Source organism: Paracoccus luteus, from assembly GCF_004522155.1.
GTDB classification, from domain to species: domain Bacteria; phylum Pseudomonadota; class Alphaproteobacteria; order Rhodobacterales; family Rhodobacteraceae; genus Paracoccus; species Paracoccus luteus.
The window spans coordinates 124,850-140,356 of sequence record NZ_SDEA01000007.1; the positions used below are offsets into that span (position 1 = coordinate 124,850).

Consider the following 15,507-nt stretch of genomic DNA (forward strand, 5'->3'; position numbering starts at 1 on the left):
CGGCACCGCTGGGCCGTCGGGGCGGCGGGCACCTGCCTTGCCGCAACCCCAGGCCCGACGAAATCCGCTTGACGCCTCCGCCGCGCGGCCCTAAATCCCCCGCACCCGAGGACTCGGTTCTGGGGCGGAGTAGCTCAGCTGGTTAGAGCAGCGGAATCATAATCCGCGTGTCGGGGGTTCAAATCCCTCCTCCGCTACCACCCCCCCTCGTTGGCGCGTCTCCGCAAGTTCGCAGAGGCTGTGGCAGCAGACACGCCGATGCGACGGACCGTCTTGAACCGCTTCACGGCGTTCGTCATACTGGTCCGCACAGCCGCAGGGCAAGTATGTCCGGGAAAAGGAAAACTGCGCACCATCCGATTTGCGCAACAATGCATTTCCTGTGGCAAAAAGATTGCACAAGGGGCATTTGCGGCGATGCGCGAACGCGGAAGGCTTCGTCGGAAAATACGCAAGATTGCCGCAATCGGAACCGATTGGCGCGAATGTAAACGGCAGAAGGTGGCTTGATAAATGCCCTCGATCGATATTGTCCGGCGCGACGAGAACCCGCATGAAACCGTCAATGGCATTCGCGACGATACCAACTCGCGCGGGGTCGATCTGGAAGGCGCCCGGATCACGGTCACATATGTGGACGGCTCTACCGAAATCCTGACGTGGCATGCGCGGGACTCATACACCTATGGCGGCGCCACCGGCACGGACATCGAAATGTCCTTCGGCTTCGACTGGCATGAGCTGTCCACGACGAAGGCTTTAAGCTCGCTGGAAATCGACCTGCAGCCCGCAAGCTCGGTGTTCGACACGACCTTGGATAGCGGCGATTATCCGGATGGCAATTCAACGCCCACTTCCCTGAATGGCTATCCGTTCAGGTTGGCCCCTGAATATGAAGAAATCACCGGCGGCCTGACAGTGACATATTCAGGGATCGTCAACCTGACGGGAAGCCCGGCCGTGGGCGATCTTTACACGACGATGGTTGTTGATTTCTCTCAGCTTCCGGGGGGCGGCCTTCTGGGGGGTCTTAGGTGGAACTCCGACATCGACACGATGAGGGATGCCGGTGACCTGGTGCCATCCGGGGTGACCTGTATCGTCCGCGGAACATTGATCACCACGGATCGCGGCGATGTGCCCATCGAGGATCTGGAATCAGGCTGCAGGATACTGACCCAGGATCATGGTTTCCAGGAACTCGTATCAACGATGAGCCGGGTCGTGGGAACCAATGAGCTGCGCAGAAATGCAAAGCTTTATCCGGTGCGGATCACGGCTGGCGCGTTGGGTTCAGGGCTGCCTGAACGAGATCTGGTCGTGTCGCGCCAGCACCGAATGGTCGTGAAGTCCGATATTGCCAAACGCATGTTCGGGTCGGAAACCGTTCTTGTCGCCGCAATAAGATTGACCGAGTTGCCGGGAATCTTTGTGGACAGCGCCATCGAGCGCGTCGAGTATTTCCACCTCATCTTCAAGAATCATGAAGTGATATTCGCCGAAGGCACGCCGACCGAGAGCTTTCTGATGAACTTCGAAACGCAAAAGACCCTGAGCAAGGCGCAGCGGGACGAGTTTCTGTCACTGTTTCCGAAGGTTGGCGAAGTCGCCTACCCCGGGGCGCCAGCACATGCAATTCCATCGCGCATGCTGCAAAAGGAACTGGTCCGGCGGCATGTGAAGAACGCAAAAAATATCCTTTCCCTATAGCTGGACATCAAGGCTGACATCGTCATATCGGCAAGGCCAGATTGCATTCCAGGGTTCAACCCGCCCTGGATTCTACGGGGTCAGATCGGGTTGATTTCCTGTTCTTCGCTCGCGGTCATGCCCGCAGCGTCATGGCTGATGGGGGGACGGTCACAACGCCCTGCGCGAAACGGAAGCGTTGCGCCGACCGCCCATCATCCGGCTGCATCTGCAGAACCTGTGTCTGCGCGGGCAGGCAAGGGAAAGCCGCCGGTCTTAGCGTGTGACACCCGCGACAAAAAATCCTGCGGCGGACGGAACGGCATGTCACGCCGGTCGTTGACGTGGACCAACGACGGGGGCCGCAGATGGACGACGAACGGGTCTGGCGCTTTGAAGAGAGCCTGTGGCGCGCAAGCGACGAACGCTATCACCAGCGGGTCGATGCCGACTGCATCATGTCGCTGAGCCGCGCACCGCATGTCTTTGCCGGGCGCGCGGCCGTCGATGCGGTCAGCCAGACGCCGGAATGGGACGAGGTTTCGTTCTCGGACCGCGCGGTGCGGCGCCCGGAAGAAGGGCTGATCGTCATCGGCTATCGCGTGGCCACGACCAAGGGCGAAGCCCGCTTCGCCGCCGCCTGCACCTCGGTCTATCGCCGTCGCGGGCATGACGACTGGACGGTGGTCCAGCATGCCCAGATCCCCCTTGAACACCAGCCGGAGACGCCCGATGCCCGATGACAAGCAGATCGAAGCCCGCTTCTGGAAGGCGCTGAGGTCCGACCCGGTGATGATGCTGGGCGTGGACGGCGTCGAGGACGGCTTTGCCCGCCCGATGGCCGCCCAGATCGACCAGGACCGCAGCCCGATCTGGTTCTTCGCGTCGTCCGACAACCATATCGTGGATGCGGTGCGCGAGGGCCGCCGGGCGATTGCGACGGTGGCCATCAAGGGAGACCTCTACGCATCCGTCCGCGGGAACCTGTCCGTCTCGCAGGACCGCGCCATGATCGACAAGCTGTGGAACCCGCAGGCAAGCGCGTGGTTCGAGAACGGCAAGGACGACCCCAAGCTGCGGCTGCTGCGGCTGGACGCCGAACAGGCGGAAATCTGGCTTGACGGGTCAAGCCTGGTCGCCGGGGTCAAGTCGCTGCTGGGGATCGATCCGAAAAAGGACGACAAGGACGATCAGGCGACGGTTCCGCTTTGACCGGCGGGGCGCGGGAACGCGGCTGGCGCCGCCGCGCGTCCCCGACGGCTGCGATGTCGCGGGCGTCCGGGTCGCGGGCATCGCCGCTAAACGACGGCCCGGCCCAAGGTCGGGCGGCGCACTGAGCCGGAGATGGCCAAGCGACCGCGCGTCCGGCGTATCGCGGCGTCTCGCCAGACCCGACTTCGCGTGGTCGCCGGGCGATCACCGGGCGGCGATGCAGCCGCCGTCGCAGGCCCCGAGGCTGTCCACGAACGCCAGCACCGACGGTCCGATCGCCTCGACCACCGCCTTGACGCCCCGCGCGTTCGGATGGATGCCATCGGGCTGCATCAGCGCCCGCGGCTGGGGCGCCGCCATGACGCCGGCCAGCATCGACGGGATCACGGGGATGTCGTAGGCCGCGGCAAGATCGGTATAGATGGCGTTGAACGCCCGTCGATAGTCGCCGCCGTAATTCGCGGGCGCCTCGATCCCGATCAGCATGGCGTCCACGTCCGCATCGCGCGCGGCGTCGAGGATGCCCGACAGGTTTGCGCGCGTCACCGCCGGGTCGATCCCGCGCAGCAGGTCGTTGCCGCCAAGCGCCACGATCAGCCCGTCCACCTCGGGGGTCAGGGTCCACGCTGCGCGGCCAAGCCCGCCCGCCGTGGTGTCGCCCGACACCCCCGCGTTGACAAGGGTGACGTCGGCGCCCCGGTCGCGCAGCCACGCCTGAAGCTGCGGGACCAGCCCGGCCCTTTGCGGCAGGCCATAGCCCTGCGTCAGGCTGTCCCCCAGGGCGGCCACCGTCACCGGCTGGGCCGCCGCCGGCAGGGCGGTCAGGAACGTGATGGCAAGCGCGCGGGCAAGCATTGCGGACCTCTGGGTTTCCTGTGATCGGTGCCGTGCTGGCACCGTGCCGCCGTCTTTTTCCCCGGCCCTGCCGGAACTGTCAAAGGAACGCACGATGGCGCCAACGGTTCTGTCGCTTGACGATGTGCGCCTGACGCTGCGTTCGGGCGCCGGTCCGGTCGAGATCCTGCGCGGCATCACGCTGGACGTGGCGACGGGCGAGACGGTCGGGCTGGTGGGTCCGTCCGGGTCGGGCAAGTCGTCGCTGCTGATGCTGATGGGCGGGCTTGAACGGGCGACCGGCGGGCGGGTGCGGGCGCTGGGGCATGACCTGTCCGCGATGGGCGAGGATGCGCTGGCCCGGTTCCGGCGCGAGAACCTCAGCGTCGTTTTCCAAAGCTTTCACCTGATCCCGACCATGACCGCGCTGGAGAACGTGGCGATCCCGCTGGAACTCGCCCGCCGCGTGGACGCGCGCGATCGGGCGATGGCGGGGCTGGCGGCCGTCGGCCTGCACGACCGCGCCCACCACTATCCGGCGCAGTTGTCGGGGGGCGAGCAGCAGCGGGTGGCGCTGGCCCGCGCGCTTGCGCCCGAACCCGCGATCCTGCTGGCCGACGAGCCTACCGGCAATCTGGACGAGGCGACGGGCCGGCAGATCGCCGACCTCATGTTCGGCATGGTCCGCGCGCGCGGCACGACGCTGGTCATGGTCACCCACGCGCCGGACCTTGCCGCCCGCTGCGCCCGCACCGTCCGCCTGCGCGACGGCCGGCTGGAGCCTGCGCCATGAGCGGCCTGCGCATCGCCGCCCGCATCGCCCTGCGCGAGATGCGGGGCGGGCTTGGCGGGTTCCGCGTCTTCCTGATCTGCCTTGCGCTGGCCGTGGCGGCGCTGGCGGCGGTGGGCACGGTGCGCGCCGCGATCGAGGCCGGGCTGGACCGCGACGGCGCGCGGCTGCTGGGCGGCGATGCCGAGGTCGAGCTGAACTATCGCTTTGCCACCGCGGACGAGCGCGCCGCGCTGGATCGCATCGCCGCCGATCTGTCCGAGACGGCCGAGTTCCGGTCTATGGCCACCGTGGACCGCGCGGGCGGGACCGACCGCGCGCTGACGCAGGTCAAGGCGGTGGACGACGCCTATCCGCTGGTCGGCGCGGTCGCGCTTGCCCCGCCCATGCCGCTGGACCGCGCGCTTGCGCCCGGCGGCGGCCTGCCCGGCGCGGTCATGGAACGCGCGCTGGCCGAGCGCCTGAACCTCGCCCCCGGCGACCGTTTCCGGCTGGGCGAGCAGGCGTTCACCCTCTCCGCGATCCTCGTCAGCTATCCCGACAACACCGGCCAAAGCCTTGCGCTTGGTCCCGTCACCATCCTGCGGACCGCCGATCTGGCGCAAAGCGGGCTGCTGGCGCCGGGGACGCTGTTTGAATCGCAATACCGGATGCTGCTGCCCCCCGGCACCGATCTTGACGCGGCAGAGGCCGAGGTCACGTCCGCGCTGGAAGGCGCGGCCCCCCGCTGGCGCGACGCCCGCGAGGGCGCGCCGGGGATTTCGACCTTTGTCGAGCGGCTGGGCGCGTTCCTCGTCCTGATCGGGTTGTCCGGCCTCGCCGTGGGCGGCGTCGGCATCGCTGCGGCGGTGCGCGCCTATCTTGACGAGAAGGTGCCCACCATCGCCACGCTCAAGACCCTGGGCGCGGGCCGCGCCACGGTCTTCCTGATCTACCTGCTGCAGATCGGCGCGCTGACCCTGATCGGCGTCGCAATCGGGCTGGGCTTGGGCGCGGGGCTGCCGCTGCTGCTGGCGCCGCTGATCCAGTCGCGCCTGCCGATGCCCGCGGCCTTCGGCATCTATCCCGGCCCGCTGGCCGAGGCGGCGATCTATGGCATCCTCGCCGCGCTGATCTTCACGCTGTGGCCGCTGGCGCTGGCGGCCGAGACGCGGGCGGCGGTCCTGTTCCGCGCGGCCGTGGCGCCGGGGCGGCGGGTGCCGCGGGCGGGCCATCTGGCGATGATCGCCGCCGCCGTGCTGGCGCTGGTCGTCGCGGCGGCGGCATTCTCGGGCGACTGGCGGCTGGCGCTGTGGACGCTGGGCGGCATCGCCGCGGCACTTGCGCTGCTGGCCGCCTGCGCGCTGCTGGCGGCACCCCTTGCGCGGGCGCTGGCACCGCTGGCGCGGACCCGCCCGGCCCTGCGGCTGGCGCTTGGCGCCGTCCGGACGCGGCGGGCCGAGGCGTCGGCGGTCGTTCTGTCGCTGGGACTGGGCCTTGCCGTGCTGGCGGCGGTCGGACAGATCGACGGCACACTGCGCAATGCGATCGCGCGCGAGATGCCGGGCGTCGCGCCCTCCTTTTTCTTCGTGGACCTGCAGCCCGACCAGATCGACGGCTTCAACGCGCTGGTGCGCGGCAACCCCGCCGTCACCCGCGTCGAGGCCGCGCCCATGCTGCGCGGCGTCATCACGGCGATCAACGGCCGCCCCGCGGCCGAGGTCGCGGGCGACCACTGGGTCATCCGGGGCGACCGCGGCGTGACCTATTCCGACACCCCGCCCGCGCGCACCACGATCACCGCGGGCGAATGGTGGCCGCCCGGCTACGACGGCCCGCCGCTGATCAGCTTTTCGGCCGACGAGGGGGCGGAGCTTGGCCTGTCCCTTGGCGACACCCTGACCGTCAACATCATGGGGCGCGACATCACGGGTCGCATCGCCTCGTTCCGGCAGGTGGATTTCAGGAACGCAGGCATCGGCTTCGTCATGTCGATGAACCCGGCCGCCCTGCGCGGCGCGCCGCACAGCTGGATCGCGACGGTCTACGCCGACACCGGGGCGGAAAGCGCGATCCTGCGCGAGGTCGTGGACCGCTGGCCCAACGTCACCGGCATTCCCGTGGGCGAGGCGATCGCGCGGGTGTCGCAGTTTCTCGGCGGCATCGCCGGGGCGGTGCGCTGGGGCGCGGCGGCGACGCTGGTCACGGGATTTGCCGTGCTGATCGGCACGGCGCTGGCCGGCGCCCGCAGCCGCCGATACGAGGCCGCGATCCTCAAGACGCTGGGCGCGAGCCGGGCGGTGATCCTGGCAAGCTTTGCCCTGCGCGCGGCGCTGCTGGGGCTGCTTGCGGGGCTGGCCGCCATCGCCGCCGGGGTGGCGGGCGGCTGGGCGGTCGCGCGCTTTGTGCTGGACACCGGCTATGCGGTGATCTGGCCGAATGCGGTGGCGCTTGTCGCAGGCGGCGTCCTGGCGACGATGGCTGCGGAACTGGCGTTCGCACTCGGCGCGTTGAGCGTCAGACCCGCCGCCGTGCTGAGAGCCGGATGAGCGGTCCGCCCGCCCGCACGGAGGCGCACCCGTTGCACGACGCCGACGCCATCCAGCGAACGGGGCTTTTCGGCCGCTCGCCCATGCCGGTTCCCGCCGCATGGCCGGCGTTGCAGGTTGCGATGGCGATCCTGCTGGTCAACGGGGCCGTGATCCTGTGGCTGCTGCTTCTGGGCCGCGGCGTCCTGCCCGACACCGTGCCGCTGCAATGGTGGAGCGGCAGCACGCTGGCCGCCGACAACTCGCAGCACATCGCGGATTTCTATTCGGCGCTGCACGCCGTCTCGGGCGCGGCCCTCTGCTTCGCGGCGCGGGCGGTCTGCCCGGACTGGCCGCTGCACCGGCGCTTCATCATGGTGATCGCGTGCAGCGGCGTGTGGGAGGTGGTCGAGAACGCGCCTGCCGTGATCTCGCTTTTCAACGGCCCCGGCAGCCCCGACGTCTATCGCGGCGACAGCATCGTGAACGCGCTGAGCGACACGGCCTTCGTTGCCTTCGGCTTCCTGGGGGCGCATAGTCTGCCGCGCTGGTTCGTCATCGCGGCCGGCGCGTCGGCCGAAATCACCGCAGCCCTGATCGTCCACGATGGTTTCGTGCTTGGCACTGTCAAGGTGGTCCTGCGCTGAGGCGCGGGGCGAGCGGCCGAAAGACCGGAAGGAACGACGATTGAGGCCCAAGGGTGCCCGCAACGCGCGCTTTGACGAGCGCCGGGCCGAACTGCTCGACCGGCTCAAGGCCCGGTTGTCGCAGCGCGACGCGATGCGGCCGACCCTGCGCGATCTGGCGACGGCCGCGGGGTGCAGCGTCTCGACCCTCAACCACTATTTCGGCAAGCGCAACGACATCGTGCTGGCGGTGTTCGCACAATCGGGCCAGCGGGGACAGGGCCAGTTCGACGCCACCCGGATCGCCGGTCCCGACTTTGCGACGTCCGTGCGCGACGCCGCGGCGCTGTCCTGGACCGTGCTGACGCAGCACGGCGTCGCGGGGGTGCTGGCGATGGGCATGGTCGAGGGGATGCGCGACGACCTGCTCGGCCCGGCCTTCATCCAGACGATGTTCGAGCCGTTCGTCATCGCCCTGACCGAACGCCTCGACGCCCATGTCGCGCGGGGCGAGATGCGGGCCGTGGACACCCGCATGGCCGCGCTGACGCTCGCCTCGCCGCTGTTGCTGGGGGCGCTGCACCAGAAGGAACTGGGGGGCGCGCGCGATTATCCGCTGGAGGGGGACGCCTATCTCGACCACGTGGTGGATTCGTTCATCCGCGCCTATCGTGCAGACTGACCCGCGCTGCATCCGCATCGGAGACTGGATGGACGACATCGAAGACCGCAAATCACAGCATCTTGCGATCGTGACCGCCGGCCGGGGCGTGCAGGACACCCGCGGCACGGGCTTTGACGCGATCCGCTTCCGGCACAACGCGCTGCCCGAGTTGTCGCTGGACGAGATCGACACCGGGACCATGTTTCTCGGCCGCAGGGTTTCTGCGCCGGTGATGGTGTCCGCCATGACCGGCGGGCCGCGCGAGGCCTATCGCATCAACCTGGCCATTGCCGAGGCCTGCGGCGCGCTGGGGCTGGCGCTCGCCGTCGGATCGCAGCGCATCGCCATCGAGGGGCGGGGCGCGGGCGGCCTTGGCCGCGAGTTGCGCGCGAAAGCGCCGAACGTCCCGATCCTCGGCAACCTTGGCGCGGTTCAGCTGCGGCGCGGCATGGGGCTGGACGAGGCGCGGCGCGCGGTCGACATGCTGGAGGCCGACGCGCTGATGCTGCACCTGAACCCCTTGCAGGAGGCGATCCAGCCCGGCGGCGACCGAGACTTCTCGGGGCTGCTGCGAGGGATCGAGACGTTGGCCGGCGCGCTGCCCGTGCCCCTGGGCGTGAAAGAGGTCGGGGCAGGACTGTCCGCCTCCGTCGGCCAAAGGCTGTTGGACGCGGGCGCGGTCGTTCTTGACGTGGCCGGCCTTGGCGGCACCAGCTGGGCGCGGGTCGAGGCCGAGCGCGGCGACGACCGGCTGCGCCGGATCGCGGCGCCCTTTTTCGACTGGGGCATCCCGACCGCCGGGGCGGTGGCCGCGATGGCGCCCCTGATGCGGCCGGGCACAGTGCTGATCGCATCCGGCGGCGTCCGGCACGGGCTGGATGTCGCGCGGGCCGTTCGTCTGGGCGCGGATCTCGCGGGACAGGCCGCGGGCGTGCTGCCCGCCGCCCGCGACGGCGCCGAGGCGCTGGCGGGGCATCTGTCCGAGGTCGTCGAGCAGCTGCGCATCGCCATGTTCTGCACCGGCTCGCGCGACCTTGCCGCCCTGCGCCGCGCGCCGCTGGAGTGAGGATACAGGCACGCACGCGGCTTGCGGCCGGGCTGGAAACGCGTGGCTGGATGGTTTAGATTGTGACAGGTGATACAGGATGAAGAGGACGAGGCTTGCCTGATACGCGCCGACGCTTCCTGAAACCCGGCATCGTCAGCCTGGCGCTGGCAGGCGCCGTCATCTGCGCCTGGACCGCCCTGCACGTCCTTGCCGTCTGGCACCTGGACGCCGCAGGCGCGCCGGTTCTGGCGGCGCTTTGCCTGGTCGGGCTGACCTGGCTGTCGGTCGGCCTGTTCATCGTCGCCCATGACGCGATGCACGGGGCGGTCGTGCCCGGACGGCCGCGGATCAACGCGGCGATCGGGTCGCTGGCGCTGCTGCTTTACGCCGGGTTTTCCTGGCGCAAGCTGATCGTCAAGCACATGGCGCATCATCGCCACGCAGGCACCGACGACGATCCCGACTTCGGCCACGGCGGGCCGGTCGGATGGTATGGCGCCTTCGTCCGCAGCTATTTCGGCTGGCGCGAGTTCTGGGTGCTGGGCGGTGCGGTCATCCTTTACGCGCTGATCCTCGGTCCCCGCTGGCCTTACGTCGCGTTCTGGGCCGTGCCCTCGATCCTGGCCTCGGTCCAGCTGTTCGTCTTCGGCACCTGGCTGCCGCACCGCCCCGGCCAGGACGAGTTCCCCGACCGGCACAACGCGCGCTCGACCCGCCTTAGCGACCCGGTATCGCTGCTGACCTGCTTTCACTTCGGCGGCTATCACCACGAACACCACCTGCATCCCTCGGTGCCGTGGTGGCGGCTGCCGTCCACGCGGCACCGCAAGGCATGAGCGTCCTTGGCCCCGTCCTGATCGTCGTGCTGACCGTCGCGGTGATGGAGGGCGTGGCCTATTCCGTCCACCGCTGGATCATGCACGGCCGCTTCGGCTGGGGCTGGCACAAGTCCCACCACGAGGATCGCCACGGCCCCTTCGAGAAGAACGACCTTTACGCCGTGGTTTTCGCGGGGGTGTCCGTCCTGCTTTTCGCGCTCGGCGGCCGCTGGTGGCCGTGGATGTGGTGGGTGGCTGTGGGGATGACCGCCTATGGGCTGATCTACTTCGTCGTCCATGACGGGCTGGTGCATCAGCGCTGGCCGTTCCGCTATGTCCCCCGCCGCGGCTATCTCCGCAGGCTGTATCAGGCCCACCGCCTGCACCATGCGGTCGAAGGGCGCGACGACTGCGTGTCCTTCGGCTTTGTCTATGCGCCGCCGGTGGACGGGCTGAAGACGCGGCTGCGGGCGTCGGGCGTGCTGGCGCAGCGGCAATCGCGCCATCACGACGCCTGGCGTCCCGACCGCGGCGAGGATTGAGCGGCGCATGGCAGGGATCGCGTTCTGCCTGCCCGCCCTGCCCAGCCACGCCGCCGTCCACGGCGCGCTTGCCCGGACGCTGGCGGCGCGCGGGCACGACTGCCGCATGGTGGGCGGCGCGGGCCTGCGGCCGCTGGCCGCGCGCGAGGGGCTGGCGTTCGAAAGCCTTGGCACGCGCGATTTCGATCTGCGCGGCGCGGGGCTGATCCGCACGCTGCGGGCGACGGCTATGGCGACCCGCGCCTTTGTGCGCCAGGGGCCGGACGCGCTGGCCCGTTTCGCCCCTGACATCGTGGTGGCCGACCAGGCCGAACCCGGCGCAAGCCTTGCGGCCGAGGCGGCGGGCATCGCGCGCGTCACGCTCGCCTCGGCCCTGCCGATGGACCGGGACGAGGCGATCCCGCCCCCCTTCGTGGACTGGCACTGGCAGGATGGCGAGGCGGGGCTGAGGCGCAATCGCGGGGGCTGGCGGGTGGCGGACGCGCTGATGATGCTGCAGGCGCGCGCGCTGGAAAGGGGATGCCGCGACCACGGGCTGCCCGTCAGGCGGCGGATCGACGACTGGATCTCGCCCGATCTCGACCTGCGCCAGATGGTGCCGTCGCTCGACTTTCCCCATGCGCCGGGGCCGGGGGCGCGGGCGGCCGGGCCGCTGCGGGACGGCGCGCCGGACGAGTTCACGCTGGACACCGGCGGCAGGCCATTGGTCTTCGCCTCGCTGGGCACGCTGCAGGGCGGGCGGCGGGGCTTGCTGGCTGCCATCGCCGGGGCTGCCGAGGATCTGGGCGTCTGCCTCGCGCTGGCCCATTGCGGCGGCCTGACCGAGGCGCAGGCACGCGCGCTGCCCGGCCGCGCCATCGTCCGCGACTTCTTCCCGCAGCGCGCGGTGCTGGCGCGGGCCTCTGCCTGCGTGACCCACGCCGGGTTGAACACCGTGCTGGACTGCGCCGCGGCGCAGGTGTCGATGGTGGCGGTCCCGCTGGCCTTCGAGCAGCCCGCCACCGCCGCCCGGCTCGCCTTTCACGGCGCGGCCCGCGTCGTGCCGCCGCGCCGCGCCACCCGCGCCACGATCCGCGAGGCGCTGGCGGCGGTTCTCTCCGACCTCTCGTATCGCGCCGCGCTTGCCGCCCCCGCCGCCGAGATTGCCGTGGCGGGCGGCGCGTCCCGCGCCGCCGACCTGATCGAGACGCGCCTTGTCCGCAGGATCGCCGCATGAGGCCCGACCTGATCCTCGCCGGCGCGGGCCTTGCCAACGCCCTGATCGCGCTGGCCTTGGCCGAGGCCCGGCCGGGCACGCGCATCCTGATGCTGGACCGCCGACCGGGACCGTCCGAAGCGCACACCTGGTCCTTTCACGACCCCGACCTGCGGCTGTCCTGGCACCGCCGCCTTTCCCCTGCGATCCGCTGCCGCTGGCAGGGGCAGGAGGTCCGCTTCCCCGACCACGCCCGGACCCTGCGCGCGGGCTATGCCTCGCTGGACGGCGCAGGACTGGCGCAGCTGCTGGCCCATACGCCCGGCGTCACCCTGCGTTGGGATGCCGGGATCACGGCGCTGGACGCGACCGGCGCGACGCTGGGAACCGAGCGGATCGAGGCGCCCTGCGTGATCGACGGGCGGGGGGCCGCGCCCTCGCGCCATCTCGTCACCGGCTTCCAGAAGTTTGTCGGCATCGAGTTCAAGATGGACGCCCCCCATGGCGTCGCCCGCCCGGTCATCATGGACGCGACCGTGCCGCAGCAGGACGGCTATCGCTTCGTCTACCTGCTGCCCTTTTCCCCCACGCGCCTGCTGATCGAGGACACCCGCTACAGCGACGGCGCAGGCTTGGACGAAGAAGCCTTGGCCCGCGCCATCGCCGATTACGCGCAGGGCCACGGCTGGAGCGGCCACGAGGTCCGGCGCGAGCGCGGCGTCCTGCCCATCGCGCTGGCCCATGACGCCGCTGCCCTCTGGGCCGAGGCGCAGGGCGGACCCGTGCCCGTGGGGATGCGCGCGGGCCTCTTCCACCCTGTCACGGGCTATTCCCTGCCCGTCGCCGCGCAGGTGGCCGACGTGGTTGCCGCCGCCGGGCCGACCACCACCGAGGTCTTTGCGGCCGTCCGCGCCCATGCGCTCTCGCGCGCCCGGGATGACCGCTTCCTGCGCCTGCTGAACCGGATGCTGTTCCGCGGCTGCCCGCCCGGGCATCGCCATCGCGTGCTGTCCCGCTTCTACCGCCTGCCCGAGCCGCTGATCGAACGCTTCTACGCCGGCCGGCTGACCCGGCTGGACCGGCTGCGGATCGTCACGGGCAAGCCCCCCATTCCCATCCGCGACGCGCTGCCCTGCCTGCGCGAAGCGCCGCTGCTGAAGGAAAGCCCATGACGCTCCATGCGACCCCGGCCCGCTCGGCCATCGTCATCGGCGCGGGCTTCGGCGGGCTGGCGCTGGCCATCCGCCTGCAGTCGGCGGGCATCGCCACGGTGCTGCTGGAAGCCCGCGACAAGCCCGGCGGGCGCGCCTATGTCTGGCGCGAGGAGGGCCATGTCTTCGACGCGGGCCCCACGGTCATCACCGACCCCGACGCGCTGCGGGAACTCTGGGCACTGTCGGGTCAGGACATGGCCCGCGACGTGACCCTGCTGCCGGTCAGCCCCTTCTACCGGCTGCTCTGGCCCGACGGGAAACGCTTCGACTATGTGAACGAGGCCGACGCGCTGGAACGCGAGATCGCCGCCTTCAATCCCGCCGACCTCGACGGCTACCGCCGCTTCCACGACTATTCGGAACAGGTCTATCAGGAAGGCTACCTGCGCCTCGGCACCGTGCCCTTCCTGAAGCTGGGCCAGATGCTGCAGGCCGCGCCCGCGCTGGTGCGGCTGGAAGCCTATCGCTCGGTCCACGGCGTCGTCGCGCGCTTCATCAAGGACCCGCACCTGCGGCAGGCGTTTTCCTTTCACACGCTGCTGGTGGGCGGCAATCCCTTTTCGACCAGTTCCATCTATGCGCTGATCCACGCGCTGGAACGGCGGGGCGGCGTCTGGTTCGCCAAGGGCGGCACCAACGCGCTGGTGTCCGGCATGGTCGCGCTGTTCGAACGGCTGGGCGGCAGCCTGCGCCTGAACGCCAAGGTCGCCCGGATCGAGACGGAAGGCGCGCGCGCCACCGGCGTCACGCTGGCGGATGGCGCGCGCCTGAGCGCCGACATGGTCGCCAGCAATGCCGACGTGATGCACAGCTATCGCGACCTGCTGGGCGGCACCCGGCGCGGGCGGACCAAGGCCGCGCTGCTGAAACGCCAACGCTGGTCCATGTCGCTGTTCGTGGTCCATTTCGGCCTGTCGCAGCGCCCCGAAGGGCTGGCGCATCACACCATCCTGTTCGGTCCCCGCTACCGCGAGCTGGTGAACGAGATCTTCCGCGGCCCGAAGCTCGCCGAGGATTTCTCGCTCTACCTCCACTCGCCCAGCGTCACCGACGACAGCCTCGCGCCGCCGGGAATGTCCACGCATTACGTCCTTGCCCCCGTGCCGCACCTGGGCCGCGCGGCGATCAACTGGGCGACCGAGGGCGAGGCCTACGCCGATCGCATCCTCGCCAGTCTGGAAGAACGGCTGATCCCGAACCTGCGCGCCAACCTGCGGGTAAAGCGCATCTTCTCGCCCGCCGACTTCGCGTCGGAACTGAACGCCCATCACGGCAGCGCCTTCTCGGTGGAACCGATCCTGCGCCAGTCGGCCTGGTTCCGCCCGCACAACCGCGATTGCAGCATCCGCAACTTCTACATCGTCGGCGCGGGCACTCATCCCGGCGCGGGCATCCCCGGGGTCGTCGGCTCGGCCAAGGCCACGGCGGGCGTGATGCTGGCCGACGCGGGCGCGGCATGACGGCGCCGGTCGCCGAGTCGCAGGCCGCCATCGCCGCGGGTTCGCAAAGCTTTGCCGCGGCGGCAAGGCTGATGCCCGCGGGCATCCGCGACGACACGGTGATGCTTTACGCCTGGTGCCGCCATGCCGACGATGTGGTGGACGGGCAGGAGCTGGGCAGCACGCCCGTCGCGCAGGGCGATCCTGCCGCACGGCTCGCGCGCCTCAAGGCTGAGACGCTGGAGGCGCTGCATGGCTCCGACCCCGTCAGCCCACCCTTTGCAGCCCTGCGCGAAGTGGCGCGGCGGCATGATTTCCCCGACCGCTGGCCGCTGGACCTGATCGACGGCTTTGCGATGGACGTGGCGGGGCGGGACTACCGGACGCTGAACGACACGCTCGACTACAGCTATCACGTCGCGGGGGTGGTGGGCGTGATGATGGCGCGCGTCATGGGCGTGCGCGACGAAGGCGTGCTGGACCGCGCCTGCGACCTTGGGCTGGCGTTCCAGCTGACCAACATCGCCCGCGACGTGATCGACGACGCGCGCATCGGCCGCGTCTATCTGCCCGGCGACTGGCTGGACGAGGCCGGGGCGACGGTCGATGGCCGCATCCCCTCGCCCCGGCTTCATGGCGTCATCCTGCGCCTGCTGGACGCGGCCGAGCCATATTACGCGTCGGCCCTGGCCGGGTTGCCCCATTTGCCGCCGCGCTGCGCCTGGTCGATCGCTTCGGCGGCGCGAATCTATCGGGCGATCGGCACCCGCATCCGCAGTGGCGGACCGCAGGCCTATAGCCAGCGCATCGGCACCTCGGGCAGGGCCAAGGCCGGGCTTGCCCTTCGCGCCCTGGCGGACGCCGGGATCTCGCGGCTCGCACCCCGATCTGTCCCGCGCCACGGCCTGTGGACCCGCGCAAAAGGCTGA

General features: G+C 70.1%; 16 protein-coding genes and 1 tRNA gene. 16 read left to right on the plus strand and 1 reads right to left on the minus strand.

Features of this window, described 5'->3' with window-relative positions:
• Positions 1 to 123 precede the first annotated feature (123 nt).
• From EPA64_RS10530 to EPA64_RS10550, 5 genes are all read left to right on the plus strand, one after another.
• Positions 124 to 200: transfer RNA gene (locus EPA64_RS10530), tRNA-Met, on the plus strand.
• Positions 201 to 273: 73 nt separating this feature from the next.
• The gene (locus EPA64_RS10535; RefSeq protein ID WP_134726312.1) at positions 274 to 510 is read left to right on the plus strand and encodes a hypothetical protein; all 237 of its coding nucleotides are present in this window, start codon (positions 274 to 276) and stop codon (positions 508 to 510) included.
• 3 nt (positions 511 to 513) lie between these two features.
• Positions 514 to 1,710, plus strand: a complete 1,197-nt coding sequence (locus EPA64_RS10540) for a Hint domain-containing protein (RefSeq protein ID WP_134726313.1) — start codon at positions 514 to 516, stop codon at positions 1,708 to 1,710.
• 347 nt (positions 1,711 to 2,057) lie between these two features.
• On the plus strand, positions 2,058 to 2,432 hold the full coding sequence (locus EPA64_RS10545; RefSeq protein WP_134726314.1) for a DUF4440 domain-containing protein: 375 nt from the start codon (positions 2,058 to 2,060) through the stop codon (positions 2,430 to 2,432).
• Positions 2,422 to 2,901, plus strand: coding sequence for a pyridoxamine 5'-phosphate oxidase family protein (locus EPA64_RS10550; RefSeq protein WP_134726315.1), 480 nt, complete (start codon positions 2,422 to 2,424; stop codon positions 2,899 to 2,901). Before EPA64_RS10545 ends, EPA64_RS10550 begins: the two co-directional genes overlap by 11 nt.
• 204 nt (positions 2,902 to 3,105) lie before the next feature.
• Here the strand turns inward: EPA64_RS10550 and EPA64_RS10555 are convergent, their stop codons facing one another.
• Complete coding sequence (locus tag EPA64_RS10555) at positions 3,106 to 3,756, minus strand: arylesterase (RefSeq protein ID WP_134726316.1); 651 nt, start codon at positions 3,754 to 3,756, stop codon at positions 3,106 to 3,108.
• A gap of 94 nt (positions 3,757 to 3,850) precedes the next feature.
• Here EPA64_RS10555 and EPA64_RS10560 point away from each other — a divergent pair, with 94 nt between their 5' ends.
• The 11 genes from EPA64_RS10560 (at position 3,851) to EPA64_RS10610 (ending at position 15,507) form a co-directional block, all read left to right on the plus strand.
• Entirely contained in the window at positions 3,851 to 4,528 is a 678-nt protein-coding gene (locus EPA64_RS10560; protein ID WP_134726317.1) for an ABC transporter ATP-binding protein, read from the plus strand.
• Positions 4,525 to 7,053, plus strand: a complete 2,529-nt coding sequence (locus EPA64_RS10565) for an ABC transporter permease (protein WP_134726318.1) — start codon at positions 4,525 to 4,527, stop codon at positions 7,051 to 7,053. The genes EPA64_RS10560 and EPA64_RS10565 overlap by 4 nt, the downstream gene beginning before the upstream one ends.
• Complete coding sequence (locus EPA64_RS10570) at positions 7,050 to 7,679, plus strand: DUF2585 family protein (RefSeq protein ID WP_134726319.1); 630 nt, start codon at positions 7,050 to 7,052, stop codon at positions 7,677 to 7,679. The genes EPA64_RS10565 and EPA64_RS10570 overlap by 4 nt, the downstream gene beginning before the upstream one ends.
• A 40-nt stretch (positions 7,680 to 7,719) precedes the next feature.
• The gene (locus EPA64_RS10575) at positions 7,720 to 8,340 is read left to right on the plus strand and encodes a TetR/AcrR family transcriptional regulator (RefSeq protein ID WP_167626649.1); all 621 of its coding nucleotides are present in this window, start codon (positions 7,720 to 7,722) and stop codon (positions 8,338 to 8,340) included.
• Positions 8,341 to 8,368: 28 nt separating this feature from the next.
• On the plus strand, positions 8,369 to 9,388 hold the full coding sequence (fni, locus tag EPA64_RS10580) for a type 2 isopentenyl-diphosphate Delta-isomerase (RefSeq protein WP_181953510.1): 1,020 nt from the start codon (positions 8,369 to 8,371) through the stop codon (positions 9,386 to 9,388).
• Between the two features lie 95 nt (positions 9,389 to 9,483).
• Positions 9,484 to 10,206, plus strand: coding sequence for a fatty acid desaturase (locus tag EPA64_RS10585; RefSeq protein WP_220443744.1), 723 nt, complete (start codon positions 9,484 to 9,486; stop codon positions 10,204 to 10,206).
• Complete coding sequence (locus EPA64_RS10590; RefSeq protein WP_134726321.1) at positions 10,203 to 10,730, plus strand: sterol desaturase family protein; 528 nt, start codon at positions 10,203 to 10,205, stop codon at positions 10,728 to 10,730. The genes EPA64_RS10585 and EPA64_RS10590 overlap by 4 nt, the downstream gene beginning before the upstream one ends.
• Before the next feature lie 7 nt (positions 10,731 to 10,737).
• Positions 10,738 to 11,946 (plus strand): glycosyltransferase, encoded by a 1,209-nt coding sequence (locus EPA64_RS10595; RefSeq protein ID WP_134726322.1) that lies wholly within the window; start codon positions 10,738 to 10,740, stop codon positions 11,944 to 11,946.
• Positions 11,943 to 13,097: a lycopene beta-cyclase CrtY gene (gene crtY / locus EPA64_RS10600; protein ID WP_134726323.1), complete on the plus strand. Its 1,155-nt coding sequence runs from the start codon at positions 11,943 to 11,945 to the stop codon at positions 13,095 to 13,097. Before EPA64_RS10595 ends, crtY begins: the two co-directional genes overlap by 4 nt.
• A complete protein-coding gene (locus EPA64_RS10605) occupies positions 13,094 to 14,599 on the plus strand; it encodes a phytoene desaturase (protein WP_134726324.1) in 1,506 nt (501 codons plus the stop codon). The genes crtY and EPA64_RS10605 overlap by 4 nt, the downstream gene beginning before the upstream one ends.
• Positions 14,596 to 15,507 carry a phytoene/squalene synthase family protein gene (locus EPA64_RS10610; protein WP_134726325.1) on the plus strand — a complete coding sequence of 304 codons (912 nt, stop codon included), beginning with the start codon at positions 14,596 to 14,598 and terminating at the stop codon, positions 15,505 to 15,507. Before EPA64_RS10605 ends, EPA64_RS10610 begins: the two co-directional genes overlap by 4 nt.